The 25,405-nt window shown below is 70.5% G+C and carries 24 protein-coding genes; 10 read left to right on the top strand and 14 right to left on the bottom strand.

The features are described from left to right. Nucleotides 1-12 precede the first annotated feature (12 nt). Both HUO13_RS11855 and HUO13_RS11850 read left to right on the top strand, forming a co-directional pair. Nucleotides 13-930, top strand: coding sequence for an amidase family protein (locus tag HUO13_RS11855; protein WP_282976389.1), 918 nt, complete (start codon nucleotides 13-15; stop codon nucleotides 928-930). A gap of 44 nt (nucleotides 931-974) precedes the next feature. Continuing rightward, nucleotides 975-1,733: an SDR family NAD(P)-dependent oxidoreductase gene (locus HUO13_RS11850; protein WP_211901437.1), complete on the top strand. Its 759-nt coding sequence runs from the start codon at nucleotides 975-977 to the stop codon at nucleotides 1,731-1,733. 47 nt (nucleotides 1,734-1,780) lie between these two features. On the opposite strand, the gene HUO13_RS11845 is transcribed toward HUO13_RS11850, so the two are convergent. The 3 genes from HUO13_RS11845 to HUO13_RS11835 all read right to left on the bottom strand — a co-directional run bounded on the left by HUO13_RS11845 (nucleotide 1,781) and on the right by HUO13_RS11835 (nucleotide 5,751). Then, nucleotides 1,781-3,001, bottom strand: coding sequence for a S8 family serine peptidase (locus HUO13_RS11845; RefSeq protein WP_432757836.1), 1,221 nt, complete (start codon nucleotides 2,999-3,001; stop codon nucleotides 1,781-1,783). Nucleotides 3,002-3,331: 330 nt separating this feature from the next. Next, the gene (locus tag HUO13_RS11840) at nucleotides 3,332-4,525 is read right to left on the bottom strand and encodes an acyl-CoA dehydrogenase family protein (RefSeq protein ID WP_211901436.1); all 1,194 of its coding nucleotides are present in this window, start codon (nucleotides 4,523-4,525) and stop codon (nucleotides 3,332-3,334) included. Nucleotides 4,526-4,590: 65 nt separating this feature from the next. After that, nucleotides 4,591-5,751 (bottom strand): CaiB/BaiF CoA transferase family protein, encoded by a 1,161-nt coding sequence (locus tag HUO13_RS11835; RefSeq protein WP_211901435.1) that lies wholly within the window; start codon nucleotides 5,749-5,751, stop codon nucleotides 4,591-4,593. A gap of 162 nt (nucleotides 5,752-5,913) precedes the next feature. Between HUO13_RS11835 and HUO13_RS11830 the strand changes: the two genes are divergently transcribed. Continuing rightward, nucleotides 5,914-6,567, top strand: a complete 654-nt coding sequence (locus HUO13_RS11830; RefSeq protein WP_211901434.1) for a GntR family transcriptional regulator — start codon at nucleotides 5,914-5,916, stop codon at nucleotides 6,565-6,567. A gap of 37 nt (nucleotides 6,568-6,604) precedes the next feature. Here the strand turns inward: HUO13_RS11830 and HUO13_RS11825 are convergent, their stop codons facing one another. Then, nucleotides 6,605-7,057 (bottom strand): MarR family winged helix-turn-helix transcriptional regulator, encoded by a 453-nt coding sequence (locus tag HUO13_RS11825; protein WP_211901433.1) that lies wholly within the window; start codon nucleotides 7,055-7,057, stop codon nucleotides 6,605-6,607. A 137-nt stretch (nucleotides 7,058-7,194) separates the two neighbouring features. Here HUO13_RS11825 and HUO13_RS11820 point away from each other — a divergent pair, with 137 nt between their 5' ends. Continuing rightward, nucleotides 7,195-8,388, top strand: coding sequence for an MFS transporter (locus HUO13_RS11820; protein ID WP_211901432.1), 1,194 nt, complete (start codon nucleotides 7,195-7,197; stop codon nucleotides 8,386-8,388). Between the two features lie 78 nt (nucleotides 8,389-8,466). Here the strand turns inward: HUO13_RS11820 and HUO13_RS11815 are convergent, their stop codons facing one another. After that, nucleotides 8,467-9,039, bottom strand: a complete 573-nt coding sequence (locus tag HUO13_RS11815) for a TetR/AcrR family transcriptional regulator (protein WP_211901431.1) — start codon at nucleotides 9,037-9,039, stop codon at nucleotides 8,467-8,469. 94 nt (nucleotides 9,040-9,133) lie between these two features. Between HUO13_RS11815 and HUO13_RS11810 the strand changes: the two genes are divergently transcribed. Both HUO13_RS11810 and HUO13_RS11805 read left to right on the top strand, forming a co-directional pair. Further along, complete coding sequence (locus tag HUO13_RS11810) at nucleotides 9,134-10,180, top strand: alcohol dehydrogenase family protein (protein WP_211901430.1); 1,047 nt, start codon at nucleotides 9,134-9,136, stop codon at nucleotides 10,178-10,180. Between the two features lie 62 nt (nucleotides 10,181-10,242). After that, nucleotides 10,243-11,091, top strand: coding sequence for an alpha/beta fold hydrolase (locus HUO13_RS11805; protein WP_249124691.1), 849 nt, complete (start codon nucleotides 10,243-10,245; stop codon nucleotides 11,089-11,091). A 102-nt stretch (nucleotides 11,092-11,193) separates the two neighbouring features. Here HUO13_RS11805 and HUO13_RS11800 read toward each other — a convergent pair whose 3' ends face one another. Further along, nucleotides 11,194-12,054 (bottom strand): 3-hydroxybutyryl-CoA dehydrogenase, encoded by an 861-nt coding sequence (locus HUO13_RS11800; RefSeq protein ID WP_211901429.1) that lies wholly within the window; start codon nucleotides 12,052-12,054, stop codon nucleotides 11,194-11,196. A 237-nt stretch (nucleotides 12,055-12,291) separates the two neighbouring features. Between HUO13_RS11800 and HUO13_RS11795 the strand changes: the two genes are divergently transcribed. Together HUO13_RS11795 and HUO13_RS11790 are read left to right on the top strand one after the other, a co-directional pair. Then, nucleotides 12,292-12,969, top strand: coding sequence for a hypothetical protein (locus tag HUO13_RS11795; protein WP_211901428.1), 678 nt, complete (start codon nucleotides 12,292-12,294; stop codon nucleotides 12,967-12,969). 244 nt (nucleotides 12,970-13,213) lie between these two features. Next, a complete protein-coding gene (locus tag HUO13_RS11790) occupies nucleotides 13,214-14,419 on the top strand; it encodes a low temperature requirement protein A (RefSeq protein WP_211901427.1) in 1,206 nt (401 codons plus the stop codon). Between the two features lie 10 nt (nucleotides 14,420-14,429). On the opposite strand, the gene HUO13_RS11785 is transcribed toward HUO13_RS11790, so the two are convergent. After that, on the bottom strand, nucleotides 14,430-14,978 hold the full coding sequence (locus HUO13_RS11785) for a TetR/AcrR family transcriptional regulator (protein ID WP_211901426.1): 549 nt from the start codon (nucleotides 14,976-14,978) through the stop codon (nucleotides 14,430-14,432). A 56-nt stretch (nucleotides 14,979-15,034) separates the two neighbouring features. Here HUO13_RS11785 and HUO13_RS11780 point away from each other — a divergent pair, with 56 nt between their 5' ends. Next, complete coding sequence (locus tag HUO13_RS11780; RefSeq protein ID WP_211901425.1) at nucleotides 15,035-16,150, top strand: FAD-dependent monooxygenase; 1,116 nt, start codon at nucleotides 15,035-15,037, stop codon at nucleotides 16,148-16,150. A 10-nt stretch (nucleotides 16,151-16,160) separates the two neighbouring features. Here HUO13_RS11780 and HUO13_RS11775 read toward each other — a convergent pair whose 3' ends face one another. From HUO13_RS11775 to HUO13_RS11765, 3 genes are all read right to left on the bottom strand, one after another. Beyond that, nucleotides 16,161-18,164 carry a tetratricopeptide repeat protein gene (locus tag HUO13_RS11775; protein ID WP_249124689.1) on the bottom strand — a complete coding sequence of 668 codons (2,004 nt, stop codon included), beginning with the start codon at nucleotides 18,162-18,164 and terminating at the stop codon, nucleotides 16,161-16,163. Between the two features lie 198 nt (nucleotides 18,165-18,362). After that, nucleotides 18,363-18,563, bottom strand: a complete 201-nt coding sequence (locus HUO13_RS11770; protein ID WP_211901424.1) for a DUF397 domain-containing protein — start codon at nucleotides 18,561-18,563, stop codon at nucleotides 18,363-18,365. Between the two features lie 24 nt (nucleotides 18,564-18,587). Further along, a complete protein-coding gene (locus HUO13_RS11765; protein WP_211901423.1) occupies nucleotides 18,588-19,433 on the bottom strand; it encodes a Scr1 family TA system antitoxin-like transcriptional regulator in 846 nt (281 codons plus the stop codon). A 444-nt stretch (nucleotides 19,434-19,877) separates the two neighbouring features. Here HUO13_RS11765 and HUO13_RS11760 point away from each other — a divergent pair, with 444 nt between their 5' ends. Next, nucleotides 19,878-20,159: a hypothetical protein gene (locus tag HUO13_RS11760; protein ID WP_211901422.1), complete on the top strand. Its 282-nt coding sequence runs from the start codon at nucleotides 19,878-19,880 to the stop codon at nucleotides 20,157-20,159. On the opposite strand, the gene HUO13_RS11755 is transcribed toward HUO13_RS11760, so the two are convergent. From HUO13_RS11755 to HUO13_RS11740, 4 genes are read right to left on the bottom strand one after another with little or no spacing between them, the layout of a single operon-like run. After that, complete coding sequence (locus HUO13_RS11755; protein ID WP_211901421.1) at nucleotides 20,111-22,060, bottom strand: beta-galactosidase trimerization domain-containing protein; 1,950 nt, start codon at nucleotides 22,058-22,060, stop codon at nucleotides 20,111-20,113. The genes HUO13_RS11760 and HUO13_RS11755 overlap by 49 nt on opposite strands. Nucleotides 22,061-22,071: 11 nt before the next feature. Next, entirely contained in the window at nucleotides 22,072-22,911 is an 840-nt protein-coding gene (locus HUO13_RS11750; RefSeq protein WP_211901420.1) for a carbohydrate ABC transporter permease, read from the bottom strand. Beyond that, nucleotides 22,904-23,860 carry a carbohydrate ABC transporter permease gene (locus HUO13_RS11745; RefSeq protein WP_211901419.1) on the bottom strand — a complete coding sequence of 319 codons (957 nt, stop codon included), beginning with the start codon at nucleotides 23,858-23,860 and terminating at the stop codon, nucleotides 22,904-22,906. Before HUO13_RS11745 ends, HUO13_RS11750 begins: the two co-directional genes overlap by 8 nt. After that, complete coding sequence (locus HUO13_RS11740; protein WP_211901418.1) at nucleotides 23,860-25,179, bottom strand: ABC transporter substrate-binding protein; 1,320 nt, start codon at nucleotides 25,177-25,179, stop codon at nucleotides 23,860-23,862. Before HUO13_RS11740 ends, HUO13_RS11745 begins: the two co-directional genes overlap by 1 nt. Between the last annotated feature and the right edge of the window lie 226 nt (nucleotides 25,180-25,405).

The raw sequence follows: 25,405 nt of genomic DNA, 5'->3' as shown, positions 1-25,405 counted from the left end.
CGGGGGCTTTTTTTGTGCCTTCTCCGACTTCATGGTTCGGAGCCAACTGATAACCCCGCCGCCTTCTGCCACGTGCTCGGGCTGCGCCCGAGCTTCGGCCGCGTCCCGAAACCGGGCTTCCTCAGCGAACCCTCCGTGTCCGGCCCGATGGCCCGCACCGTGCGCGACCTGGCCATGCTCCTGTCCACTATGGCCGGTCCTGATCCGCGCGCCCCGCTGGGCGTCGAACAGGACCCCGCGGTGTTCGCCGAACCGCTGGAGCACCGCGTCGACGGCCTGCGGATCGGTTGGCTCGGCGACTTCGGCGGCTACCTGCCGACCGAACCCGGCGTGCTGGCGGTGTGCGCGTCGGCGCTGGGGACCTTCGAGGAGATCGGCTGCGTCGTCGAGCCGGTGGAGCGCGAGCTGCCCGTCGAGCAGGCGTGGGAGACGTTCATGCTGTGGCGGCACTGGATGACCGGCCAGACGCTGCACGACCTGCACGCCGACGAAAGCAACCGTGCGCTGCTCAAACCGGAGGCGGTCTTCGAGGTGGAGGGCTACCTGCGGATGGGCGTGCGCGAGATCGCCGCCGCGCTCACCGGCCGCGACGACTGGCACGCGCACGTCGCGGCGCTGTTCGACGACTACGACTTCCTGATCGCGCCGACCGCGCAGGTCTTCCCGTTCGACGCCGCGCTGCGCTGGCCGCGCGAGGTCGGCGGCCGGACCATGGACACCTACCACCGGTGGATGGAGACCGTGGCGCCGTGGACGTTGTCCGGCCACCCGGTGCTCAACCTGCCCGCCGGTTTCGGCGCCGCCGACCTGCCGATGGGCGTGCAGCTGATCGGCCCGAACCACGGCGAGCTGGACCTGCTGCGACTCGCCCACGCGTATGAACGCGCCAGCGACTGGGTGCACCGGGTGCTGCCACCACCGCTACGTTGATCGGATCCGGCACCAGGCGGCGCTCGCGGGAGGTTGGCATTTCGATGGGAACCGAGATCTTCTCATTGCAGGACGAGGTCGCGCTGGTCACCGGCGGTGGTCAGGGCATCGGCCTGGAGATCGCCAGGGCGCTGCGGTCGGCGGGCGCCCGGGTCGTGATCGGCGAGATCAACCACGAGACCGGCGAGAAGGCCGCCGCCGAGCTGGAATGCGAGTTCCTGCCGCTGGACGTCACCGACTCCGGCGCGGTCGCCGACGGTGTCGCGCGGATCGTGGCCGAGCACGGGCGGATCGACGTCTCGGTGCACAACGCCGGGACGGTCCGCAACGAGCCCGCGGAGTCGATGCCGGACGAGTCGTGGCGCGCGGTGCTCGGGCTCAACCTCGACGCGGTCTTCTGGTGCTGCCGAGAGGTCGGCAAGGCGATGCTCGCGCAGGGCTCGGGCTCGATCATCAACATCGCGTCGATGTCCGGTCTGATCTCCAACCACCCGCAGCCGCAGGCGTCCTACAACACGTCCAAGGCCGGGGTCATCATGCTCACCAAGTCGCTGGCGGGCGAATGGGCCGGGCGCGGCGTGCGGGTGAACTCGATCTCCCCCGGCTACACCGGCACCGAGCTGCTCAGGCAGGTCGAGACGTCCCAGCCGGAGTGGTTCCGCACGTGGATCTCGCAGACCCCGATGGGCCGGGTCGCCGAACCGCGCGAGCTCGGGCCGATCGCGGTCTTCCTGGCCTCGGAGGCCAGCAGCTTCGTCACCGGCAGCAACGTCGTCGCCGACGGCGGGTTCACGGTGTGGTGAGGCCCCTCCCGGCAGGCCGCCGGGAGGGGCTCGTCGCAGCACCGCCGTCAGCTGCCGGTGTAGAGCAGCTTGTTCGGCGAGCCGGGGCGCGGGTCCTTGACCACGTCGCTGGTCGCCGCGCCCGTCAGGCCGCTGGAGACCGCGGCCGGCGCCGCCGACGGGTTCGCCGACAGGTACAGCGCCGCCGCACCCGCCACGTGCGGCGTCGCCATCGACGTGCCGCTGATGGTGTTGGAGGCGGTGTCGTTGGTGTGCCACGACGAGGTGATGTTCACGCCAGGCGCGAACAGGTCCAGGCACTTGCCGTAGTTGGAGAACTTCGCCCGGTTGTCGCCGTTGTCCGTGGCACCGACGGTGATGGCCTCGGCGGTCCGCGCCGGCGAGTAGCCGCAGGCGTCGATCGGGTTGCCGGAGGAGTCGCCGTTGCCCGCCGCGACGGCGTAGGTGACGCCGGAGCCGACCGAGTTGCGCACCGCCTGGTCCAGCGCGTTGCTGGCGCCGCCGCCGAGGCTCATGTTGGCCACGGCCGGCTTCTTGGCGTTCTTGGTGACCCAGTCGATGCCGGCGATCACGCCGTCGGTGGTGCCGCTGCCGCGGCAGTCCAGCACTCGCACGGCCACGATGCTGACCGCCTTGGCCACGCCGTACTCGGCGCCGCCGATGGTGCCCGCGACGTGGGTGCCGTGGCCGTTGCAGTCGCTGGCGTCGTTGTCGTTGTCGACCGCGTCGAAGCCGTGCTTGGCCCGGCCGCCGAAGGTCCGGTGGCTGATCCGCACCCCGGTGTCGATGACGTAGGCCGAGACGTTGGAGGCGTTCGGGCCGTAGGTGTAGGCGTTGTTCAGCGGCAGGTTCCGCTGGTCGACCCGGTCCAGACCCCACGACGGCGGGTTCTGCTGGGTCTCGATGGCCCGCACCTGCTTGTTGGGCTCGACGAAGGCCACCGCCGGGTCCTGCGCCATCCGCATGGCGTTGGGCTCCTGCATGGAAACCGAGAAGCCCCGGAGCGCGGTGTCGAATGTGCGGGTCAGTTCGCCGGGATATTTGGCCAGCAGGTTCTCCGCGATGGCCTCCACCCCCGACTGGGTTTCCGGAGTATCGGCGAGCACCACCAGGTAACTGTTGGGGATGATCGTCTCGGCACCGGCCGCGGGGGCACGGTGGTCGGCCTGGGCCGGAGTCGCGACCGCGGTGGCCAGCGCCACCCCGACCGCGGTGGCCAGCACCGCCACGGTCCGACGTCGACGCCAAGCAGCTCGAACTCGTTGCATGAAGCTCTCCCTCATGTGGAGGTGCTCGGCTCCCAGGCGGAACCGGAACAACCGGGAAACATGAAGACCGCTTACCTGAACGGGAGAAATTGACACCCTGCCGAGCGGAGGCACAACCGCCTGCGCAGTCGCAATACTCTTCCGCCACCGCGATTTTTCTCGGCGCCCCGAAGAATCGCCGATCAGAATGGGTGTTGTTATCCAAACGAGATCGAATCTTGGCGCAATCTTTTCCGAGAACAACACTTAAGCGGGAACGAGAGAAATGAGATCCACTCGTTCCCGCCGAAATGTCAGAACGGCTCGTTTTCTGTTCGAACTACCGGTTTCTCAGCCCCGGAAGGCGGCCAGCCCGGTCAGCGCCTGGCCGATGCTCAGCGCGTGCATCTCGCTGGTGCCCTCGTAGGTCAGCACCGACTCCAGGTTGGTCATGTGCCGGATCACCGGGTACTCCAGCGAGATGCCGTTGGCCCCGAGGATGGTTCGCGCGGTCCGCGCCACCTCCAGCGCCCCGCGCACGTTGTCCAGCTTGCCGAAGCTGACCTGCTGCGGGAGCAGCTTGCCCGCGTCCTTGCGCTTGCCCAGGTGCATCGCCAGCAACCGGCCGTTCTGCACCCGGACCGCCATGTCGGCCAGCTTGCCCTGGGTGAGCTGGAAACCCGCGATCGGGCGGCCGAACTGCTCGCGGCTGCCCGCGTACTCCAGCGCCGACTCCAGGCACGCCCGCCCGGCGCCCGTGGCACCCCACACGATGCCGTAGCGGGCCTCGTTGAGGCAGCTCAGCGGTCCGCGCAGACCCTCGGCCTCGGGCAGCCGGGCCTCGGCGGGCAGCCGCACGTCGTCGAGGACCAGCTCACTGGTGACCGACGCGCGCAGCGACAGCTTCTGCTTGATCTCCGGTGCCGAGAAGCCCGCGGTGTCGGTCGGCACGACGAAGCCGCGCACGCCGTCGTCGGTCTGGGCCCACACCACCGCGACGTCGGCGATGGTGCCGTTGGTGATCCACATCTTCCGGCCGTTGAGCACCCAGTCCGAGCCGTCCCGGCGGGCGGAGGTGCGCATCGACGCCGGGTCGGAGCCGTGGTCGGGCTCGGTCAGACCGAAGCAGCCGATCGCCTCGCCGGCCGCCATCCGGGGCAGCCACTGCCGCTTCTGCTCCTCCGAACCCCAGCGCCAGATCCCGAACATGGCCAGCGATCCCTGCACCGACACCAGCGAGCGCAGGCCGGAGTCGCACGCCTCGAGCTCCTCGCAGGCCAGGCCGTAGTCCACGGCCGACATCCCGGCGCAGCCGTAGCCCTCCAGGTGCATGCCGAGCACGCCGAGCTTGCCGAGCTCCCTGGCCAGCTCCCTGGCCTGCGGGAACTCACCGCGCTCGAACCACTCGCCGACGTGCGGCAGCACGTGGTCGCGGCACAGCGCGCGGACGCTGTCGCGGATCGCGAGCTGCTCGGTGGTGAGCTCGTCGTCGATGCCGAGCGGGTCGCGAGGATCGAAGGCGGGGCGGGCACCGCTGCTGCTCATGGCGGGATTCCTTCCTGGGGAAACGGTTGTGGGGCTCGGCCGGTCCGATGGCCGGGCGGTCGTCGTCAGGCCGGCGGTGGTCCGGCGGGGCCGGCCAGCCAGGCCCGGATCTGCTCGCCGTGCTCGCCGAGGCGGGGCGGGGCGAGCGGCTTGACGCCGGCGGAGTCGGAGAGGTCGATGGGCATGCGCACCTGCGCCGTCGCGCCCTGACCCGGGTCGACCAGCGGATTCAGCCCGAGCGACTCGGCGTAGTGCACCGCGCGGGAGAGGTCGTTGACCTGGCCGCAGGCGATGCCCGCGCGTTGCAGGCGCTCCTGCCAGTCGGCGGCGGGACGGGCGCCGAGCACGTTCTCCATCAGCTCGACCAGCGCGGGCCGGTTGGCGACCCGCTGCGCGTTGGTGGCGAAGCGCTCGTCCTCGGCCAGCCCGACCAGGCCGAGAGCTTCGGCGAGCCTGCCGAACTGCACGTCGTTGCCGATGGCCACCACCAGGTAGGCGTCCTCGCAGCGCAGCGTCTCGTAGGGCGCGATACTCGGGTGCTGGTTGCCCATCCGCGCGGGCGGGACTCCGGTGGCCAGCATCCCGCTCATCTGGTTGACCAGGGACGCCAGCAGGCTCGACAGCAGGTTGACCTCGACGTGCTGGCCGCGTCCGGTGGCCTCCCGCTGGCGCAGCGCGGCCATGATCCCCAGCGCGGCGTCCTTGCCGGTGAGCACGTCGACCAGCGCGACGCCGACCTTGGTGGGTGGCCCTTCCGGGCTGCCGGTGATGCTCATCAGCCCGCCGAGCGCCTGCACCACGAAGTCGTAGCCGGGCAGGTCGGCACCGGCGCCGCTGCCGAAGCCCGAGATCGAGGCGTAGACCAGCCGGGGGTTCAGCTCGGCGGCGCTGTCGAAGTCCAGCCCGTAGCGGGCGAGCGACCCTGGGCGGAAGTTCTCCACCAGCACGTCGCTGCGGCGGACCAGCTCGCGGGCTGCCTCCTGGTCGGCGGGGTCGCCGAGGTCGAGCGTGATGCTGCGCTTGCCGCGGTTGACCGACTCGAAGTAGGACGAGGCGTGCTCGGTCCACGGTGGACCCCAGCTCCGGGTGTCGTCGCCGGTGCCCGGCCGCTCCACCTTGATGACCGTGGCGCCGAGGTCGGCCATCAGCATCGTCGCGTACGGCCCGGCGAGCACCCGGCTGAAGTCCGCGACAACCACGCCGTCCATCGGCAGGGCACGCTCCATGCTCGGACCCACCTCATCTCCGCGCCGACGCCGTCGGCTTGCATCCGGGGAAAGTTGGATCCAATATACAGTTGCCGAACGACGGGTCAACCGTTCGAAGAACGCGAACCGCCCTCGCTCACCCATAGGATCGACATACCCACGCCGAGGCACTGGAGTGCGATGCGACGCCCACCCACCACCCAGGAGTTCGTGCTCGACGAGCTCCGGAAGTCGATCGTGGCAGGCGAGCTCGCACCCGGGCAGCCCATCCGCCAGGACGCGATCGCCCAGCGCCTCGGGGTGAGCCGGGTGCCGTTGCGCGAGGCGCTCAAGACGCTGGAGGCCGAGGGCCAGGTCGTGTACCAGCCGCACCGGGGCTACTCGGTCGCCGAGCTCTCGCTCGACGACCTGCTGGAGGTCTACCGGATGCGGGAGCTGCTGGAGTCGGAGGCGGCGACGGTGGCAGCGGAGCGGTTCGGCGAGTCCGACCTGGCGGTCATCACCGAGGCGCAGCGCGAGGTCGAGTCCGCGTCGCGCGTCGGCGACCTGGTGGGCATGATCGCGGCGAACCGGCGCTTCCACTTCGCGCTGCTGGAGCCCGCGCGGATGCCGCGGCTGCTGCGGGTGGTGCGGACGCTGTGGGACGCCACGGACGCTTACCGGGCGGTGTACTACAACTCCGACGCCAACCGGGCGAGGGTGCACGAGGAGCACGCCGCGATCGTCGACGCGGCCAAGCGGCACGACGCCGCCGAACTGGTCGTCCTGCTGACCGAGCACCGCGAGCACGCCGTCGACACGCTGCGGGCCACCATCCCGGCCGAGCAGGACTGAGCCGGGCCAGGCCGACGGGCCGTGCGACCGCGCGCGTTCAGACCGCCGTGGGCTCGAGGGTTTCCAGCGCGCGGACCAGCGGGGCCAGCTCGGGCACGTCGCTGGCCTCGTCCATCGCCTCGCGCAGCGCGGTGTCGTGCGTGGGCCGGGCCGCGGCCAGCAGCTTCTGGCCGGACTCGCTGACCTCGGTGTAGATCCCCCTGCGGTCGTCCTCGCACAGGTATCGGCGCAGCAGTCCGAGCTTCTCCAGCCTGGTCACCAGCCTGGTCGTCGCGCTCTGGCTGAGCACGACCGCGTTGGCGAGCTGCTGCATGCGCATGTGCCAGCCGTCCTGGCGGGACAGCACGTCGAGCACGGTGAACTCGCTCACGCTGAGGTCGTGCTCGTGCTGGAGCGATCGCTCGATCCGGGTCTCGATCCGGGCGTGCAGAGCGGCCAGGGCTCGCCAGCCCTGGGCGCGGGCTTCTGCCGCGTCATCGGACAGGGACATCGTCGAACCTCCCGAAGTGCTGACGGATCGGCCTCCAGTCTACCCCAGCCCCGCAGCTAAGCAGCGTTTGCAATATGCGGCGTGTGCAATTATTGTCGACGCCGCTAACAGACGAACGCGAAGCAAGGAGTAGCTCGATGCCCCTCGCGCTCTGGGCGCTGACGATCAGCGCCTTCGGCATCGGAACGACCGAATTCGTGATCATGGGGCTGCTGCCCGAGGTCGCCGCCGACTTCGCGGTGTCCATCCCCACCGCCGGATACCTGATCTCCGGCTACGCGCTGGGGGTCGTCGTCGGCGCGCCCCTGCTGACCGCGCTCGGCACCCGCGTCCCCCGCAAGCGGATGCTGCTCGGGCTGATGGTGCTGTTCATCGCGGGCAACCTGCTCTCGGCGCTGGCGACCAGCTACGGGCTGCTGCTCACCGGCCGGGTCGTCGCCTCGTTCGCACACGGCGCGTTCTTCGGCATCGGCGCGGTGGTGGCCGCCGACCTGGTCGCCCCGCACAAGCGGGCGGGCGCCATCGCGATCATGTTCACCGGGCTCACCGCCGCCAACGTGCTCGGTGTGCCGATGGGCACCTGGCTCGGCCAGTCCTACGGCTGGCGCTCGACGTTCGTGGTCGTCTCGGTGCTCGGCGTCATGGGCCTGCTCGGTGTCGCCACCCTGGTCCCGCCGCAACCGCGCCCGGCTGCCACCGGCGTCGGCCGGGAGCTGGCGTCGTTGCGCAGCCTCCAGGTGTGGCTGGCCGTGGCGATGACCGTGCTCGGCTTCGGCGGCGTGTTCGCCGCGTTCACCTACGTCGCGCCGATGATGACCGAGGTCGCCGGCTACACCCCGGCGGCGGTCACCTGGCTGCTGGTGCTGTTCGGGGCCGGGCTGTTCGCGGGCAACCTGCTCGGCGGGCGCCTGGCCGACCGGGCGCTGATGCCGTCGCTGTATGGGGTCCTCGCGGCGCTGGCCGTCGTCCTCGGGCTGTTCACCTTCACCGCGATGAGCAAGGTGAGCGCGGCGATCACGCTCGCGCTGGTCGGCGCCGCCGGGTTCGCCACCGTGCCCGCGCTGCAGAAGCGGGTCATGGACAAGGCCGAGGGCGCTCCGACGCTGGCCTCGGCGGTCAACATCGCCGCGTTCAACCTCGGCAACGCGCTGGCCGCCTGGCTGGGCGGGCTGGTCATCGAGGCCGGGCTCGGCTACACCGCGCCGAACTGGGTCGGCGCCCTGATGGCGGCCGCCGCGCTGGGCATCGCCCTGTTCTCGGGCGCGCTCGACCGCCGTCCGGCGCGCACGGCCGCCGCGGAGCCGACACCGGAACCGGCCGCGGTTCGCTGACCGCACCAGCCCGCTGTTGCCCCAGGCCGCCGTCCCGTGCACGCGCTCGGGACGGCGGCCTCTTTCCGCGAGTCCGCCTCAGACCGCCGCGCGCAGCAGCGCCGCGGCCACCTTCTTCGCCTGGTCCGTCGTGCCGCCGATGCCCGCCGACTCCGCCACCGTGACTCCCTCGTAGAGCAGCAACGCGCTCTTGGCGAAGTCGTCGGGGTCGCCGGCACCGGCCTTGGCGGCCAGCTCGGCGAAGTAGTCGCGCATCCACCGCTTCTGCCCCACGATCACCTCGCGCGCCGGGTGGTCGGGCGACGGCAGCTCGGCGAGGGCGTTGACGAAGGCGCAGCCCCGGAAGTCCTCCCGCATCCAGGCAGCCAGCGCGTCGTAGGCCCCGAGCACCTTCTCCTCCGCGGAGTCCGCGCGCTGTTCGACCCACTCGGTCAGCCACTCCCGCCAGCGCTGGTCGCGCTCGGTCAGGTAGGCGGTGACGAGGTTGTCCTTGGAGCCGAAGCACGCGTAGAGCGTCTTCTTGGTGACCCCCGCCTCCGCCGCGATGGCCTCGACGCCGACGGCGTGGATGCCCTGCCGGTAGAACAGCTCGGCCGCCACGTCGAGCACCCGGCGGCCGGCCGGGGTCAGCTTCGCCAACGAGTTCCGCACGCAGCCGACTATACCGACCGGTGGGTTGACATGGCGACCCGCGAGTGCTCGACTGGAGTAACTACACCGGTCGGTATACCTGAAGGAGGCAGCGATGCGTGCAGTGCGGCTCACCGGTTTCGGCGGCCCGGAGAAGCTGGAGTACCGCGAGGACGTGCCCGACCCGCAGGCCGGTCCCGGCGAGGTGCGGGTCAGGGTCGCCGCGACGGCCATCAACAACACCGACATCTGGACCCGCGAAGGCGCCTACGGCTCGGCGGAGGACCCGGAGTCGAGCGCGGGGTGGCGGCGCGAGCCGCTGAGCTTCCCCCGCATCCAGGGCGCCGACGTCGTCGGACACGTCGACGAGGTCGGCGAAGGCGTGCCGGACTCGCGGCTCGGCGAGCGGGTCGTGGTCGACCCCATGCTCTACACCGGCGGGGAACGCGAGCTGGTGACCACCGAGTACCTCGGCAGCGAACGCGACGGCGGCTTCGCCGAGTACGTCACCGTGCCCGCCGGGAACGCCCACCCGGTGCGCAGCTCCCTCACCGACGCCGAGCTCGCCACCTTCCCCACCGCCTACACCACGGCGATGCGCATGCTCAACCGCGCGGCCGTCCGCGACGGCGAGAGGGTCGTGGTGACCGGGGCTTCCGGCGGCGTCGGCTCGGCGCTGATCCAGCTCGCGGCCCTGCGCGGCGCACACGTCGTGGCGGTCACCAGCGCCGCCAAACGGCAGCTCGCCCTGGACCTGGGCGCGGAGGCGACCGTGGACCGCGCGTCGGACGATCTCGCCGGCGAGATCCGCGCGACCGGGCAGGCCGACGTCGTGGCCGACGTGGTGGCCGGGCCGCACTTCGGCGCGCTGCTGCGGGTGCTGGGCCCGCTGGGCCGCTACGTCGTGGCCGGGGCAATCGCGGGTCCGCTGGTGGAGACCGACCTGCGCACGGTCTACCTGAACCAGGTGCAGCTCATCGGCTCGTCGTTCGGCACCCACGAGGACTTCGAGCAACTGCTGGGCCACGTCGCGGCGGGCGAGCTCAAGCCGCTGCTGGCGGGCACCTACCCGTTGCGCGAGCTGCACCGCGCCCAGAAGGACTTCGTCGGCAAGGACTTCTTCGGCAAGCTGGTCGTCACCCCGGAGACCGAGGCCGTATGAGCGACACTCCGATTGCTTCCGCTCATGACGGCGCGGGTCTCCCGCACCAACACCGAGGCGGTATGACCCCGTTGGACCGCAACGTGATCGTCGACGGCGTCCGGATCGCCTACCGGTACCGCGGCGGAGACGGCCCACCCCTGGTGCTGCTGCACGGAACGCCGTCGCACTCGGCCATCTGGCGCCACGTGATCCCGGAGCTGGAAGCCGGCGGCCACTCCGTGCTCGCCTACGACCTGCTGGGTTTCGGCGAGTCGGAGCGGCCGGTGGACCGGGACACCTCGGTCACCGCGCAGGCCGGGCTGCTCGGCGAACTGCTGACGACACTGGGAATCGACCGGTGCGTGCTGGTCGCGCACGACATCGGCGGCGCGATCGGGCAGATCTTCGCCACCTCCCGGCCGGACCGGGTCGATGGGCTGGTGCTCGTCGACCCGGTCAGCTACGACTCGTGGCCCTCGGAAACCTGGCGGCGCGTCATCCGCGACCACCTCGGCGACTACGCGGCCATGCCGCGGCAGGACTTCGAGGCCATGCTGACCCGGCAACTGCGGATGACCGTCTCCGGCGAGATGGCAGAGGAGGTGCTGGAGACCTACCTCGCGCCGCATCGCGGTCCGGTCGGCCGGGTGTCGTTCTTCGAGCACCAGGTGCGCCATTACGACTCGGCGCCGACCGAGCGCGTCGCACCGCTGCTGGGAGGGCTGCCGATGCCGGTGCGCATCCTCTGGGGCGAGGACGACCGCTGGCAGCCCGTCGCCTACGGCGAACGCCTCGCGAGCGACATCCCGCACGCCGAGCTGGTCACGGTGCCCGGGGCGGGGCACTTCCTCATGGAGGACCGGCCGCACCGCGTCGCCGAGGAGATCCTGCGCTTCGCGTCACGCCTTTCCCAGTCGCGCTCCGCGTAGGACCGATCTCGTGGGACATCGAGCTCGCCCGGACCGTGGTGGAGCGCCGGCGCGAGCTGTGAGCGCGGTGTCCCGAACCTCGACCCGGGACACCGCGGTCGCTCAGCTGTAGTCGTAGAAGCCCTGGCCGGACTTCTTGCCCTTCAGGCCCGCGTCGACCATGCGCTGCAGCAGCGGCGGCGCGGCGTAGAGCGGCTCCTTGTACTCGTCGTGCATGGAGTCGGCGATCGCCTTGAGGGTGTCCAGGCCGACGAGGTCCGACAGCGCGAGCGGACCCATCGGGTGGGCGCAGCCCAGCACCATGCCGTTGTCGATGTCCTCGGCGGTGGCGTGGCCGCCCTCCAGCATCCGGATCGCCGAGAGCAGGTAGGGCACCAGCAGGGCGTTGACCACGAAACCGGAGCGGTCGGTGGCGCGGATGGTCTGCTTTCCGAGCTGTTCGGTGGCGAACGCCGACGCGCGCTGGACGGTCTCCTCGGAGGTCAGCAGCGACGGCACCAGCTCGACCAGCTTGAGCACCGGGACCGGGTTGAAGAAGTGGATGCCCATCACCTGCGCGGGGCGCTCGGTGGCGGCGGCCAGCTTGGCGATCGGGATCGAGGAGGTGTTGGAGGCCAGGATCGCGTCCGGGTCGCTGACGATCTTGTCGAGGTCTTCGAAGAGCCTGGTCTTGAGCTCGGCGTCCTCGGCGATGGCCTCGATCACCAGCTGGCGGTCGTCGAGGTCGGCCACCGTGGTGGTGAAGTGCAGCCGGGACTGGGCGGCGTCGCGCTCCTGCTCGGTGATCTTGCCCTTGTCCACCGCGCGGTTCAGCGACTTCCACAGCCGCGACCGGCCTGCCCTGGCGGCGTCGTCGGTGACCTCCACGACGATCACGTCGAGCCCGGCCAGCGCGCTGACCTCGGCGATGCCCGAACCCATCAGACCGGCACCGACCACACCGAGGCGTTCGATCTTCGTCACGACACCCGATCCTTTCCGCTCACGACTCCAACGTCCGAGCGCCGCTCGCCCGGTGCCGCCAGATCATGCCAGGAACTGGGGTTACTGACCGGTAAGCGTGCGCTACGCCACCGTAGGTCACGCGGTGGAGCAGCCCGAACCGGGCGACGCGGCGCCGCGCGAGTTCGCCCGGTCGCCGTCTGTCGCGGCGTTGCACGAGGCGCAACGCTTGGGCGACGTGCGAACCGGGGAGGCGCGATGCGGCGGTGGTACGAGAGCGTGCTCGCCGAGCTGGTCGTCGCGGCAGGCGTGCCGCTGCTGGCGATCGGCCTGATGGCCTGGGGTTCCTACCTCGACGCCTACGGCCCCGGCGGGGCCGCCGCGTTCGGGTTGCAGATCCTGGCGACGCTCGTGTGGCTGTCGTCGCTGGCCCTGCACCCGGAAGACGCGATGGGGGCGAACTTCGTCGCTCTCCTGGCGCTGATGTTCGCACTGGGCCTGACCAAGGTGGGCATCGACGACGCGGCGCTGCACGAACGCGGTCTGCGGACGGTCTGCACGGTGCTCGACGTCGTCGAACGCCAGGAGACGACATCGCACTACACGCCGTCGTCCGACCCGGACATGCCGGGCTCGTGGAGCACGACCACGACCTACTACTACGACCACGGCCTCCGGTGCGACGGCGGGCCGGTCGAGCACCTGACGACCGAAGGCTCCGCCGCCGCGAAGAAGGGCGAACGCCTGGAGATCGCCTACGACCCGCAGGGCCGGCTCGGGCCCGTGCCCGCGGATGCGCTAACCGACGGCACCGCGGCAAAGCGGACCGCGGCCGCCCTGCTTGCCGTGGCCGTCCTCGCCAGGGTCGGCGGCGTCGTCTGGCTGAGGAGCAGCTCCTGGCGGTACCGGCGTCGCAGCAAGAGCAGCCGGTGGTGATCAGCCCGCCAGGGGCCCGGATGCCGAACGGGGGTCAGGCACTCACCCCCGCCTGACCCCTCGGCATCTCCCCCAGCTCACCTGACCCCGAAGTATTTTCATGTTACCCCAACAGCGGCATCGCCGACTACGCGCGAAGGCGGACTGGGAGTACGCGCACCGGACGGCGGGATACCCAGGAACGGGCCACAATTCGACGACGTCGCCGCAGGTCAGCCGAGCGAGCCGGAGTAGGTGAGCCGAATTGGCCGAAGTCCCGCCGCTGCGCGCGCGGATGCTCGCGCGCGATCCCCGCGAGCAGCACCGCGCCGCCACCCCGCTGGAGCTCCTGTTCGACCTCTGCTTCGTCGCCGCCGTGGGCCAGGCGGCGGCGCAGTTGCACCACGGCATCTCCGAGGGCCACGTCGCGGGCACCGTGCTCGGTTATCTCATGGTGTTCTTCGCGATCTGGTGGGCGTGGATGAACTTCACCTGGTTCGCCTCCGCCTACGACACCGACGACGTGCCGTACCGGGCGCTGACGCTGGTGCAGATGGCCGGGGTGCTCGTGCTGGCCGCCGGGGTGCCCGCCGCGTTCCGCGACTACGACTTCACGATCGCGACCATCGGCTACGTCGTCATGCGCGTCGCCCTGATCGCGCAATGGCTGCGCGCGGCCCGCGAACACCCCGAGGGCCGGCCCTGCACGCTGCGCTACGCCGTAGGGGTCGGGGTGTGCCAGGTCGCCTGGATCGGGCGGTTGTGGCTGCCGGACCCGTGGCGCGAGATCGGCTTCGCGGTGCTCGTCGTCGCCGAGATGCTGGTCCCGGTGCTCGCCGAGCGCAGGATGCAGACCGCGTGGCACCCGCGGCACATCGCCGAACGCTACGGCCTGTTCACGATCATCGTGCTCGGAGAGGTGGTCCTGGCCGTCACCGCCGCCATCCAGGAAGACGTCGCCGACGGAGGCTGGTCGGCCGGCCTGCTGGAGATCGGCGCCGGCGGCCTGCTGATGATCTTCGCGATGTGGTGGCTCTACTTCAAGCACACGGTGAGCGACCACCTGCGCGACTCCCTGACCAGGGCGATCGCCTGGGGCTACGGGCACTACCTGGTCTTCGGCGGGATCGCCGCCGTCGGCGCGGGGCTGGAGGTGGTCATCGACAGCCACGCGCACAAGGCCCACCTCGACACTGTCGGGGCGGCACTGGCGGTCGCGGTGCCGCTGCTGGTCTACCTGGTCGTGCTGAGCGTTCTGCACGTGCAGCTCGTGCACTCCGGCGGGCTCATGGTGCTCGCGACGATCGTCGGCGGCGCGTTGCTGCTGTTGACGGCGGGCATGGCCGACACCCTCACCATCGAGTTCGCCACGCTGCTCATGGGCCTGGAGATGGTGCTGGTCCTCATCGCCGGACTGGTCATCCAGCACACCGAACCCAGGACTCGCGAGCTGGCCGACCGCCCGGCGTAGCAGCTTGCGCTCAGCTCATCACCGCGGTCAGCATCCGGCGGACCGTGACGCGCAGCGCCGCGTCGTCGAGCTCCCGGCCGCCCGAGCCGGTGATCTGCTCGAGGAGCAGGCCGTCGAGGAACGCGACGAAGTCGCGGGCGCGGTCGGCGGAGCCGGTGACCCCCGCGGCCTCCAGCCGGTCGGCTGCCATCTCGCGGATCGTCGCGCTGGCGGGGGTGAGCAGCTCGCGCAGCTCCGGCCGCCGGGTCGCTTCCAGCATCAGCTCGTAGCAGGCGAGCTGGTGGTCCCGGCCCCTGGTGAGCAGCTCGCGCACGTACCCGGCGATCACCACGGCCAGCTCGTCGAGGTCGGTGGGCAGGTCCGGCTCCACTGCCACGGTGACCTCGGTGACGCGCTCCACCACCGCCTCGATCAGCGCCTTGCGCGTCGGGAAGTAGTACGACGTCGAGCCCTGCGGCAGCCCCGCGGTGCGGTCGACGTTGCGATGGGTCAGCCCGCGCATTCCTTCGCAGGCCAGGGTTGTGATCGCCGCGTCGGCGAGCTCTGTTCGACGGGACACTCGCCCACCTCCTCTCTACAAGTGTAGAGTCCTCTACAGATGTATAGGAGGTCGCGGTGAAGGCGATTGTTCTCGGCGGCGGCATCGGCGGACTGGCCACCGCGGTCGCCCTGGACCGGGCGGGCTGGCAGGTCGAGGTCCTGGAGCGGGCGCCGGAGTTCGGCGAGGTGGGCGCGGGTCTGGCGGTGCTGCCCAACGCGATGCGGGCGCTGGACTCGCTGGGGCTCGGCGACCCGGTCCGGGCCCTGGCCGTCGACGGGGCCCAGGCCGGGGTGCAGGACGTGTCCGGCCGCTGGCTCTCCCGCGCCGACGCGGCCGAGCTGCGCCGCCGCTACGGCGAGTGGGCGATGGTGCACCGCGCCGACCTGCTCGAGGTGCTGCGCGCGAAGGTCCCGGCCGAGGCGCTCCGTCCGGGAGTGCACGTGCGGGAAGTGCACGCGGACGGCACGGTCGTGCACTCCGCCGGAACGAGCACCGCGGACCTGGTCGTCGGCGCGGATGGCGTCCGCAGCGCCACGCGCCGCTCGCTGTGGGAGGACGCGGCGCCACCGCGCTACGCCGGCTACACGACCTGGCGGATGATCAGCGCCCCGGTCCCGGTGCGCGAACCGGTCGAGACCTGGGGCCGTGGCATGCGGTTCGGCTACGCGCCGCTGGCCGACGGCCGGGTCTACTGCTATGCCGTGGCGAACGCGCCCGAAGGCAGCGGCGGTGGGCTCGCCGAGCTGCACGAGCGCTTCGCGGGCTGGCACGACCCGATCCCGGCGCTGCTCGCCGCCACCGAGGAGAACGCCGTGCTGCACCACGACACCTACGAACTACCCTGCCTGAGCACCTATGTGCGGGGCAGCGTCGTGCTGGTCGGCGACGCCGCCCACGCCATGACCCCCAACCTCGGCCAGGGCGCGTGCCAGGCACTGGAAGACGCCGTGGTCCTCGGGTCGGCGGTGCGGGGCGTGCGCACCAGAGCGGTGCTGGCGGACGCGCTTGCCCGCTACGACCGGGAACGCAGGCCGCGCACCCAGATGGTCGTGCGCCGCTCCCGGCGCATCGGCGAGGTGGCGCACTGGTCCTCCCCCGCGGCGGTCGCACTCCGCGACGGCGCCATGCGCCTGATGCCCCGCTCGACGTTCGTCCGCTCCTTCGCCCCGATCCTGGACTGGACCGCGTGAGCGGCTCTGGTCATGATTCCGTGGCGTCCAGCGCATCGAGGTTTTCGCGGACGTTCTCGGCGTCGGGATGCCCGAGCCCGTCGAGGATGGCGAGTGCCTGCTGCCAGGCGTCCCGAGCCCCCTCCACCTCACCCCAGGCCCGCAGCGCTTCGCCGAGCTTGTTGAGGCACACGGCTTCGCCGAACTCGTGGCCGATGTCGCGACGGTGCTGCACCGCCTGGCGGTAGGTCCGCACCGCGTTTTCCATGTCGCCCGCGAGGAAATGCGCGGAACCGAGGTTAGTCAGGGCATACCCCTGCCCGAACTGGTCGGCTACGGCGTAGGCGCGGTGCAGAGGCGGGAACGCCGCGCCGAACTCTCCCAGGTGCGCCAAGGCAAGTCCGAGGACCGCGTCCGCTCCTCCCGGGTCGATGACCTTGCCGTCGGCGCTTTCCTGCATCCGCAGCGCCTCCCGCGCGGAGGCCGCCGCGTCCGCGTAGCGGCCCATCTCGAGGAATGTCTCCCCCAGCACCGCGTGCATCAGGGCTTCCCAGTCGCGTTCACCAAGCTCGGCGAACAGCTCGGCGGCGGACTGCCTGCAGCGGATGGACGCGTCGAACTCGCCTCGGAAGAGGTACGCCGTGCTGAGATCGCTGAGCAGCCGTGCCTGCAACGGGCGGTCTCCGCTCTCCCGCGCGCCCGCAAGCCCGTCGGCACTGCTCACCTTCATCTCGTCGACGAGACCACGCAGCTTGAACGGGAAGGTGGCGGCGTGTGACAGCCACGGGCCACGGGGCAGCCGGAGTGCCACCGCCTGGCGGACGGCGGACAGGACATTGGCGTGCTCGGCGTCCCACCAGTCCAGGGCCTCTTCGTAGGTGGCGAAGTCGCGCCACAGGTACTGGTCGACGTGGTCCAGCTCGGGCAGGGGCCGCGTTGGTTCCAGTCGATGGTTGGCCGCGTAGGTCGTGTAGAGGTAGTGGTCCAGCAGACGTTCGAACGCGGCAGTGCGTTCCTGCGCCGAGTCGTCCTCATGCGCGCGCTCGCGCGCGTAGGCGCGGAGCAGGTCGTGGAAGACATAGCGGTCGCCCGCTCGACGGGTGAGCAGGTGGGCGCGGCACAGCTCGGCCAGGAGTCTGCGGACGCCGCGGTGGTCGGTCCCTGCCACCGCCGCTGCCGCGCCGGTGCCGATGTCCGGCGAGTTGGGCAGTCCGAGCAGGCGGAACAGCCGAGCGGCTTGCGGGGAGAGTGAGCGGTAGGACCAGGAGAACACCGCCCGGATGCCGGTCTCGCCACCCGCGTCGAGCGCATCCAGCCGGTTGCGCTCGCTTCGGAGGTCGGCCGCGAGCTCCTCCAGCGGCACGTCCGGTTCGGCGGTGGCCTGGACCGCGACCAGGGTCAGCGCCAGTGGCAGCCCGGCGCAGTGGTGCAGCAACGCCTCCACTGCCTCCGGCTCGTGCTCCAGGCGTTCGCCACCGATGTACCGAGCCAGGAGTCGGCGACCTTCGTCACGGGTGAGGGTCTCGAGGGCGAGCCGCTGAGCACCGTGATGGGCCACGAGCCCGTCGAGTCGCTGACGACTGGTCACGACGACCAGGCAGCCGGGCGAACCCGGCATCAACGGCAGCACCTGCTCGGCGTTGCGGGCGTTGTCCAGCACGAGCAGCATCCGCCGACCGTGCAGCAGTGTGCGGAACTGCGCGGCTCTGGCCTCTTCCGCGACGGGCACGGCCTCCGGCGCGACACCCAGCGCGGTGACGAAGCCGCCCAGCGCCTCCCCCGGGGTCACCGGCTCCGCGGCCGGGTCGAAACCCCGCAGGTTGGCGTAGAGCTCCCCGTCCGGGAACCGCTCCCGGACCTGGTGCGCCCACTGCACGACCAGTGTCGACTTGCCCACGCCCGCGAGCCCGTCGATGGTCGACACCAGGACGGTGTGGTCACTTCCCGCGCCGTTCAGCAACGTGGTCAACGCGTCCTGCTCGACGGTGCGGTTGATGAAATGCCGTACCGCGGCGGGAAGCTGACGAGGCACCATGCGCGGAGCCGCCGGGTTGGCCGCGCCGTGGAAGTGCACGTCACCGTGTATTTGCTGCGCTTGTACCACGCTTTCAGCGGTTGACGCGCTGTTGTGCGTGTTCCCGTGCGGAGCTGCCAAGTCTGTCCCCAAAGCTGAATCGAGTGGTCCCCGTGAGTCTTTTGGGCTGCTCGAGCAACCCAAAAGACTCACCGGCGTTCATGCGTCGAAGCGGCCGTCTCGGACACCGGAGACGAACCCGGCCCAGCAACGCGCCGACAGGACCAGGGTGCCGCCGGCGCGATCCTTGGTGTCGCGGACTCCGACCGTCGTCGGGGTCACCGCGACCTCGACGCACTGACCACCATTTCCGCCGCTACGGGAGGACTTGCGCCATTCGGCGCGGGCTAAGTCGCTCACTTCCCGCGCTCCTTTCCATCGCTGTCACAGGTTCAGCACCAGGTTAGCGAGGAAGTCCTTGGTTTTCTTCGGCGTTAGCGCAACTTTGCGCACCCGTTCGAAGGTGTCGACGTAGCCGTTCACGTCAGCGGGCCGCTCCAGGTAGAGCGCACCCTGGTGGTTCTCCAGGTACACCGCGCCCATGTCCGGGTCTTCCTCGAACCTGAGCAGGGTGAACGGCGAGACCATCGCCGCGTGCGCACCCGCTTCGAACGGCAGCACCTGGAAGGTCACGTGCGGGAGCTTGCTCAGCTCGATCAGGTGCTGGATCTGCTCCCGCATCACCTCGCGGCCACCGACCAGACGACGGAGCGCGCCCTCGCTGAGCACGGAGAACAGCCTGGGTGGGTTGCTGCTGGTCAGCCGGTCCTGCCTCGCCTGGCGCTGGTCGACGTAGCACTCGACGTCGAAGCCCGCCGATTCCTCGTTGAAGGCGGCGGTCACCGCGCGGATGTAGCCGGGCGTCTGGAGCAGGCCGTGGATCAGCTCCGCGTCGTAGGTCCACAGCTCCGTCGCGTCGGTCTCCAGGCCGACGTAGTCGCGGAACCAGTCCGGGACGGTGTCGCCGTAGGCGGTCCACCACCCGCGCTGGTTGGCCTCGCGGGCCAGCCGCAGGATCGCCTCCGACCGCGGCGACTCGACTCCGTAGAGCTGCAACAGCAGCCGCACGTGCGCGATCTTCGGCGCCTGCTTTCCGTTCTCCACTTTGGACACTGTCGCCTGCGACACGTCGAGCCATTCCGCGGCGGCCCGCGAGGACTTGCCCGCCGCATCGCGCAACTGGCGGAGCTGCCTGCCGAGCTGGCGCCGTCGGATCGTCGGTCCGGACATCCCAAGATCTCCAATCTCGATGTTGGCGCCAGTCTGCACCGGGAATTCGGCGGAGCAAACGAAGATCACCCTTTCGGTGAGCGACACAGTAATATTCGTCCTGATACGTTCGCACTGTCGGTCGCCCCCTTCCCCGACATCGCGGCCGACAGTCCGCCCCGGTCCCCGATCTCCAGCAGCCGGGGCGGACGCGGGGGGATTCGGCGAAACCTTTCCGCGAGGAAATCCCATGCGCTCTCAGCAAGAACTCGCCCTGCTACCGCTGTACGCGATCACGGTGTGGGCGTTGACTTTGTGCGCGGCCGCCATCTGGTGCGATCTGCGGCGCAGGACCAAAACAAAACCGATTCGCAATTGGCGCGCGAAACGACGGACACAGGCGACGACCAAAGAGATCTGGGACCGCCACCCCGAATCCCGTCCACGCGGACAGGACCCCGACGCATGACCGGTCGAATCGCCTTCGCACGGCTGGTTGCGAAACCCGGAATCCCGGAACGCGAACGGGTGTGCCACGCGGTTCCCATTCCCGACGACCTGGACGGCGTGCCGGTCGAGCTGCCCGCCTACTGCGGCGTGGTCGTGGTCGCGCGGGAGTGCGAGTGGTCGCTGTACCCGGCGGGCATGCCCTGCATGGCCTGCATGATCTCGGCGCCGGCCGCGATCAACGCCGTACTTCAGGGAAGCTCCGGGGACGGCCGCAGTTCGAGCACCCGCACGCCGTAGGGCAGCAGCTCGATCTCGGGCACCTCGGCTCCGGTCACCAGGTCGTGAAGCGAGCCTTCGACCCGCGGCGTCACGGTGATCGGTTCGGCGTTCTGCCCGACCAGCCACGCGAAGCGGCGACCGTCCTCGTGCACGAGCGCGTCGGCGAAGACCTCCGGCCGGTCCACCACGACCGGTCGCCGCACTCCCGCGACGGCGGCCAGCGCGGCGTAGATCCGGTAGGTGGGCTCGGGGTTCACCCGCGCGTTGCTCGCCGCGAAGTGCTCCAGCGGATAGGTGCAGAGCACCGCCTGCCCCTCCCCCGTCACGTGGCGCAGCAGGGCGGGACGGCCGTGGGCGTCGGTCGCGACGACCTTCGCCCCGCGCGGCACCACCGGCAGGAAGGTCCGGCTGTGCTCGTTGCCGCCCACCCGGAACCGCAGCACCTCACCGGCCTCGATACCGCCGAAGTCCTCGGTGAAGGTGAACTCCACGTGCTCGTCCTCGACGGCGTCCACCAGCCCGTAGGCCAGCTGCTTCTCGACGCCGAAGGTCTCGTCCAGGTAGGGCAGCCACGCTCCCCTGTGGTGCTCGACCTCGCCCGCGCAGTACGACAGGTACAGCACCGACCCGGCCGCCACGCGTTCACGCAGCGCGAGCCAGGTCGGTCCCTGGACCTGCTTCACGCACGGCAGCAGGTACAGCGCGCAGTCCTCGACGCCGTCGCGCTCCCGGACGAAGCCGACCGGCAGGTCGGCCTCCCGCGCCGCGACGTAGCCCTGCCGCAGCGTCGTGAAGATCAGCGGCCGGTCGTCGGCCTGCGCGTACGGATAGCCGTGTTCGAGGTACTCGCTGACCAGCAGCGCGACCTCGGTGTCGGTCCGGGAGCACCGGGGGAAGTCGACCGCGTCGAGCGTGCGCGCGAAGGAATCCAGCTCCAGCAGCGGGGGCTTCGGCGCTCCGGTGTGGTCGGTGATGCCGAAGTGCATCTCGAAGGGGTGGTGCGAGTAGGGTTCCTGCGCCACCAGGCCGTCGTAGTCGGTGTTGTTCCACGCCAGCCAGCCGGTCGCCCCGGCCAGCAGCGACGTGTGCAGCGTCTGCCGGTAGTAGTGCCCGGCGTTCTGCGCCGAGACGTGGTCACTGGAGAGCCCGAACTCCTCCAGCACCACGGGTTTTCCCGCCACCGCCGACAGTTCGCAGACGAACGCGGCGTTGAGGTGCTGGCGCACCGGGTCGCTGTCCATCCGGTAGACGTGCGGTCCGACGAAGTCGACGAGCGCGCCGGTGTCGCGCACCGAGAACCCGTTGTCCACGCCGGTCACCTCGATGCCCCACGCACCGTCGCCGAGCGACACCGGCTGGCGCGCGCCGCCCGCGCGGACGGCCTGCACCATCAGCTGCGCCCAGCTCAGCACGTGCTCGGCGGGCGCGACGGGTTCGTGGCGCAACCGGCCGTAGATCGGCATCTCGTTGCTGATCAGCCACCCCGCCACCGCGGGGTGCCCGGCGAAGCGCTCGCTCATCCGCTCGACGAACCACGCCTGCCGCGCCACCAGCCACACGTCGGCGTAGAGGTCGCGGCCGCCGCGCCACGCCGGGTCCCAGTTGTCGCCGGACATGTGACCGACGATGAACGTCGGAATGGAGGTCATACCGATTTCGGTGTGGGCGTCGAGGAAGTCGGCGAAGTGCGCGGCCTTCTCCTCGTCGATGCGGTCGGGTTCGGGCATGAAGTCGGGCCAGTAGAAGAACGAGCGGGTCTGGCGCAGGCCGTTCTCGGCCAGCACCTCCAGCTCGGAGCGCACCACCGCCGGGTCGTAGTTGCGCCACATCAGCGGCCCGCCGGTGCGGGACCAGAAGTTGGCGCCCAGCCAGACGGCGGGCTCGCCGTCGACCCGCACCTTGGCGGAGTTGCGTCGCATGGCACGCCCCTTCACTTCACGGCTCCGGCGGTCAGGCCCTGGACCAGGTACCGCTGGAGCAGCAGGAAACCGACGACGACCGGGATGCTGACGACCAGCGAGGCCGCCATCACCTCGTTCCAGTACACCGAGGACTCGTTGGAGTACTCGCGCAGCCCGACCGCCAGCGTGCGGGAGTCGGAGGTGGTCATGATCGAGGCGAACAGCGTTTCGCCCCACGCCGTCATGAAGGCGTAGATGCCGACCGCGGCGATACCGGGCTTGGCGGCGGGCAGCACGACCCGCAGCAGCGTCCCGAGCGGACCGGCGCCGTCGATCAGCGCGGCCTCGTCGAGGTCGGCGGGGATCGAGTCGAAGTAGCCGACCAGCATCCAGATCGAGAACGGCAGCGAGAACGTCAGGTAGGTGATGACCAGACCGGCGTGGCTGCCCTGCAACATCACCCCGGTGACCTGCCCGATGGTGGCGTAGATCAGGTAGAGCGGCAGCAGGAACAGGATGCCGGGGAACATCTGGGTGGACAGCACCGTGATGCGGAACAGGTCCCGGCCGCGGAAGCGGTACCGGCTGATGGCGTAGGCGGCGAAGACCGCGATGAGCACCGACGCGCACGCCGCGCTCAGCGCCACCACCGCGCTGTTGACGAAGTAGTCCGCCAGCGACACCGTCGACCACATGTCCACGAAGGGCTGAAAGGTGATCTCCGACGGCAGCCACTGGAAGGTGTCCTGCACGTCGTCGAGCGGCTTGACCGCCGAAGTGACCATCACGTACAGCGGGAGCACGGTGAACAGCACGAGCGCGCTCAGCCCGGCCACCCGCAGCACCCGGAACCACGTGGGCTCACGCATGGCGGGCCCTCCTCGATGTCACGAGCAGGTAGAGCGCGGTGACGGCCAGCAGGAACAGCAGCAGCAACGTCGACATCGCCGAGCCGAGGCCGAAGTTCCAGGTCAGGAACGAACTCTGGTAGACGTGGATGGACACCAGGTTCGCCGCCGACGGCACCGACTGGTCGAACAGGATGTAGGGCACGTTGAAGTCGTTGAACGTCCACAGGAACAGCACCAGCACCAGCACCTGGCTGACCGGGCGCAGCATCGGCAGCGTGATCGAGGTGAAGCGCTGCCCGATCCCGGCGCCGTCGACCGCGGCGGCGTCGTAGACCTCGGACGGGATCGACTGCATCCCCGCCATCAGAGCGAGGAACGCGAACGGCCACAACCGCCACACGGCTGTGACCACCAGGCTGGCGAACGCGTTGTCACCGAGGAGCCAGAAGCTTTCCCCGCCCACGCCCAGGTCTGCCAGCGCGGCGTTGACCACGCCGTCGCCCCGGTCGAGCATGAACTTCCAGATCATCGCCGCGGTGTAGACCGGCAGCGCGTACGGGACCAGCAGCAACGCGCGCAGCAGCGTCCGCCCCGGGAACGCGCGCTGCAAGAGCGTCGCGGCGAACATCCCCAGCGTCCACGACAACGCGACGGTGATCAGCGAGAACGCCGCGGTGGTGGCGAAGGAGCGCAGCAGCTCGGCACCGACCGCGCTGTCGAAGTCCACGGCGAAGCGGTAGTTGTCCAGCCCGGCCCACGGCGCGGTCAGCCAGTGGCGCAGGAAGAACTGGTTGAGCTGGAGGAAGCTCATCCACAGCCCGCCGAGCATCGGGACGACGTGCACCAGCAGCTCGAAGAACAGCGCGGGCGCCAGCAGCAGGTAGGGCACCGCGCGACGGCTCGGCGTCCACCTCCGCCGATCCGTCCACTGAGGACGATCGGTGCCGCGCTGCTCGACCGCCGCCATCACCCGCCTCCGCTGCCGTTCATCTTCTGCTCGGCGTCGGCCAGCGCCTCGCGCACGTCCTCGCGGCGCACCGGCTGCCCGGTGGCGGCCCTGGCGAACAGGTCGCGGATGGCGGCGCCGATCGTCGTCTCGAACCGGCTCTCGGCGGGGATCATCGGCATCGGCTCGGCGTCCCGCGCCAGCACACCGGCGAAGGTCTCGTTGGCGGGGCTGCGGAACACCGGGTCGTCGTAGGCGTCCCGCACCACCGGCAGCGTGCCGTAGGCCCCGTTGAGGATGCGCTGCTCCTCGGCGCTGGTCAGGAACTCCACCAGGCGCAACGCCTGCTCCCGCTTGGGACTGTCGGCGAAGACGGCGATGTTGCTGCCCGCGACGTGGCTGCGCACCGCCTGCCCGCCGCGCGGCAGCGGATCGAGGACCGGCATCGGCGCCACGCCGTAGGCGTCGTCGGGCATGCCGTTGGAGCGCATCGCGGCGATGGCGCTGTTCTGCGCGATCAGCATCGCGGCGCGGCCGTTGGTGAACTCCGAGACCGCCTCGGAAGTGGTGCCGATCTCGGCGTCGTCGGCCTCGACCACGCGGTGCGCGCTCATCAGCTCGACGTAGCGCTGCACCGCGTCGATGGCCCGCGGTGAGGTGAACCTCGCCCTGCCCTGTTCGTCGATGAAGTGCACGCCGTGCTGCCTGCCGAAGATGAACGCGAAGTGCGCGTTCTCGGTGTAGCTGGCCCCGGCGACCACCAGGCCCCGGCGGTCGCGGGCCGGGTCGGTGAGCCTCGCCGCCACGTCCAGGAACTCCGCCCAGGTGCGCGGCGGCGTGGTGATCCCGGCCTCGGCGAACAGCCGCTTGTTGTAGAACAGCCCGTAGGACAGGCCGTAGAGCGGCACCGACGACGGTTCCCGCCCGGCCATCCCGGCGGAGGTCATGCTGCTGGCGACGAACCGGTCGCGACCGCCGAGGCGGCGCATCACCTCGTCGTCGAAGGTCACGAACGCGCCCGTGGCCTGCAAGGAGGCCGACCAGGTGTTGCCGAGGTTGACCACGTCCGGGCCTACGCCGGAGGTGGCGGCGCCGAGGATGCGGTTGAGCAGGTCGGACCAGGCGATCACCTCGACGTCGACCTCGATGCCGGTGCGCGCGGTGAACTTGTCCAGCTCGGGGCGCAGGATCTCCAGGTCCTGCGCGGTGCTGGCGCCCTGGTTGCTCGCCCAGTAGGTCAGCGTCCGTTCGTCCCGAGGTGCGGTGCAGGCGGTGAGCGCGCCGGCGAGGAGCACCGCGGCCATCGCGAGCGCGGCCAGCACGCGAGCCCGGACGAGCATCCGGACTCCTGTGACTCGGCTCACTCGGCCCAAGCTAGGATCTGAACCCGTCGAGCCAAAGGACCGTTATCCGGCCGTGATGAAACCTGTCCGGTTGTCATGATGCGAATCCGGTGCCCGGAATGCGGTCCGGACGGCGTTCTGCCTGCTCGGCGGTCATCCACAGTGGACGAGAACAGGCGCGCAAGCACCCGAACGGGCGCTGCCGCGGTAAGGAAAATCTCAA

The sequence above is a fragment of the Saccharopolyspora erythraea genome (genome assembly GCF_018141105.1).
Lineage (GTDB): Bacteria > Actinomycetota > Actinomycetes > Mycobacteriales > Pseudonocardiaceae > Saccharopolyspora_D > Saccharopolyspora_D erythraea_A.
The sequence above is the reverse complement of the archived record's forward strand: the minus strand, read 5'-3'. Positions and strand labels throughout refer to the sequence as shown.

What these genes read in the sequence shown, in the direction of transcription:
- HUO13_RS11850 (WP_211901437.1), top strand. Translation starts at nt 975, where the DNA reads ATGGGAACCGAGATCTTCTCATTGCAGGACGAGGTCGCGCTGGTCACC.
- HUO13_RS11845 (WP_432757836.1), bottom strand. Translation starts at nt 3,001, where the DNA reads ATGCAACGAGTTCGAGCTGCTTGGCGTCGACGTCGGACCGTGGCGGTG.
- HUO13_RS11840 (WP_211901436.1), bottom strand. Translation starts at nt 4,525, where the DNA reads ATGAGCAGCAGCGGTGCCCGCCCCGCCTTCGATCCTCGCGACCCGCTC.
- HUO13_RS11835 (WP_211901435.1), bottom strand. Translation starts at nt 5,751, where the DNA reads ATGGAGCGTGCCCTGCCGATGGACGGCGTGGTTGTCGCGGACTTCAGC.
- HUO13_RS11830 (WP_211901434.1), top strand. Translation starts at nt 5,914, where the DNA reads ATGCGACGCCCACCCACCACCCAGGAGTTCGTGCTCGACGAGCTCCGG.
- HUO13_RS11825 (WP_211901433.1), bottom strand. Translation starts at nt 7,057, where the DNA reads ATGTCCCTGTCCGATGACGCGGCAGAAGCCCGCGCCCAGGGCTGGCGA.
- HUO13_RS11820 (WP_211901432.1), top strand. Translation starts at nt 7,195, where the DNA reads ATGCCCCTCGCGCTCTGGGCGCTGACGATCAGCGCCTTCGGCATCGGA.
- HUO13_RS11810 (WP_211901430.1), top strand. Translation starts at nt 9,134, where the DNA reads ATGCGTGCAGTGCGGCTCACCGGTTTCGGCGGCCCGGAGAAGCTGGAG.
- HUO13_RS11805 (WP_249124691.1), top strand. Translation starts at nt 10,243, where the DNA reads ATGACCCCGTTGGACCGCAACGTGATCGTCGACGGCGTCCGGATCGCC.
- HUO13_RS11795 (WP_211901428.1), top strand. Translation starts at nt 12,292, where the DNA reads ATGCGGCGGTGGTACGAGAGCGTGCTCGCCGAGCTGGTCGTCGCGGCA.
- HUO13_RS11775 (WP_249124689.1), bottom strand. Translation starts at nt 18,164, where the DNA reads ATGGTGCCTCGTCAGCTTCCCGCCGCGGTACGGCATTTCATCAACCGC.
- HUO13_RS11765 (WP_211901423.1), bottom strand. Translation starts at nt 19,433, where the DNA reads ATGTCCGGACCGACGATCCGACGGCGCCAGCTCGGCAGGCAGCTCCGC.
- HUO13_RS11760 (WP_211901422.1), top strand. Translation starts at nt 19,878, where the DNA reads ATGACCGGTCGAATCGCCTTCGCACGGCTGGTTGCGAAACCCGGAATC.
- HUO13_RS11755 (WP_211901421.1), bottom strand. Translation starts at nt 22,060, where the DNA reads ATGCGACGCAACTCCGCCAAGGTGCGGGTCGACGGCGAGCCCGCCGTC.
- HUO13_RS11750 (WP_211901420.1), bottom strand. Translation starts at nt 22,911, where the DNA reads ATGCGTGAGCCCACGTGGTTCCGGGTGCTGCGGGTGGCCGGGCTGAGC.
- HUO13_RS11745 (WP_211901419.1), bottom strand. Translation starts at nt 23,860, where the DNA reads ATGGCGGCGGTCGAGCAGCGCGGCACCGATCGTCCTCAGTGGACGGAT.
- HUO13_RS11740 (WP_211901418.1), bottom strand. Translation starts at nt 25,179, where the DNA reads ATGCTCGTCCGGGCTCGCGTGCTGGCCGCGCTCGCGATGGCCGCGGTG.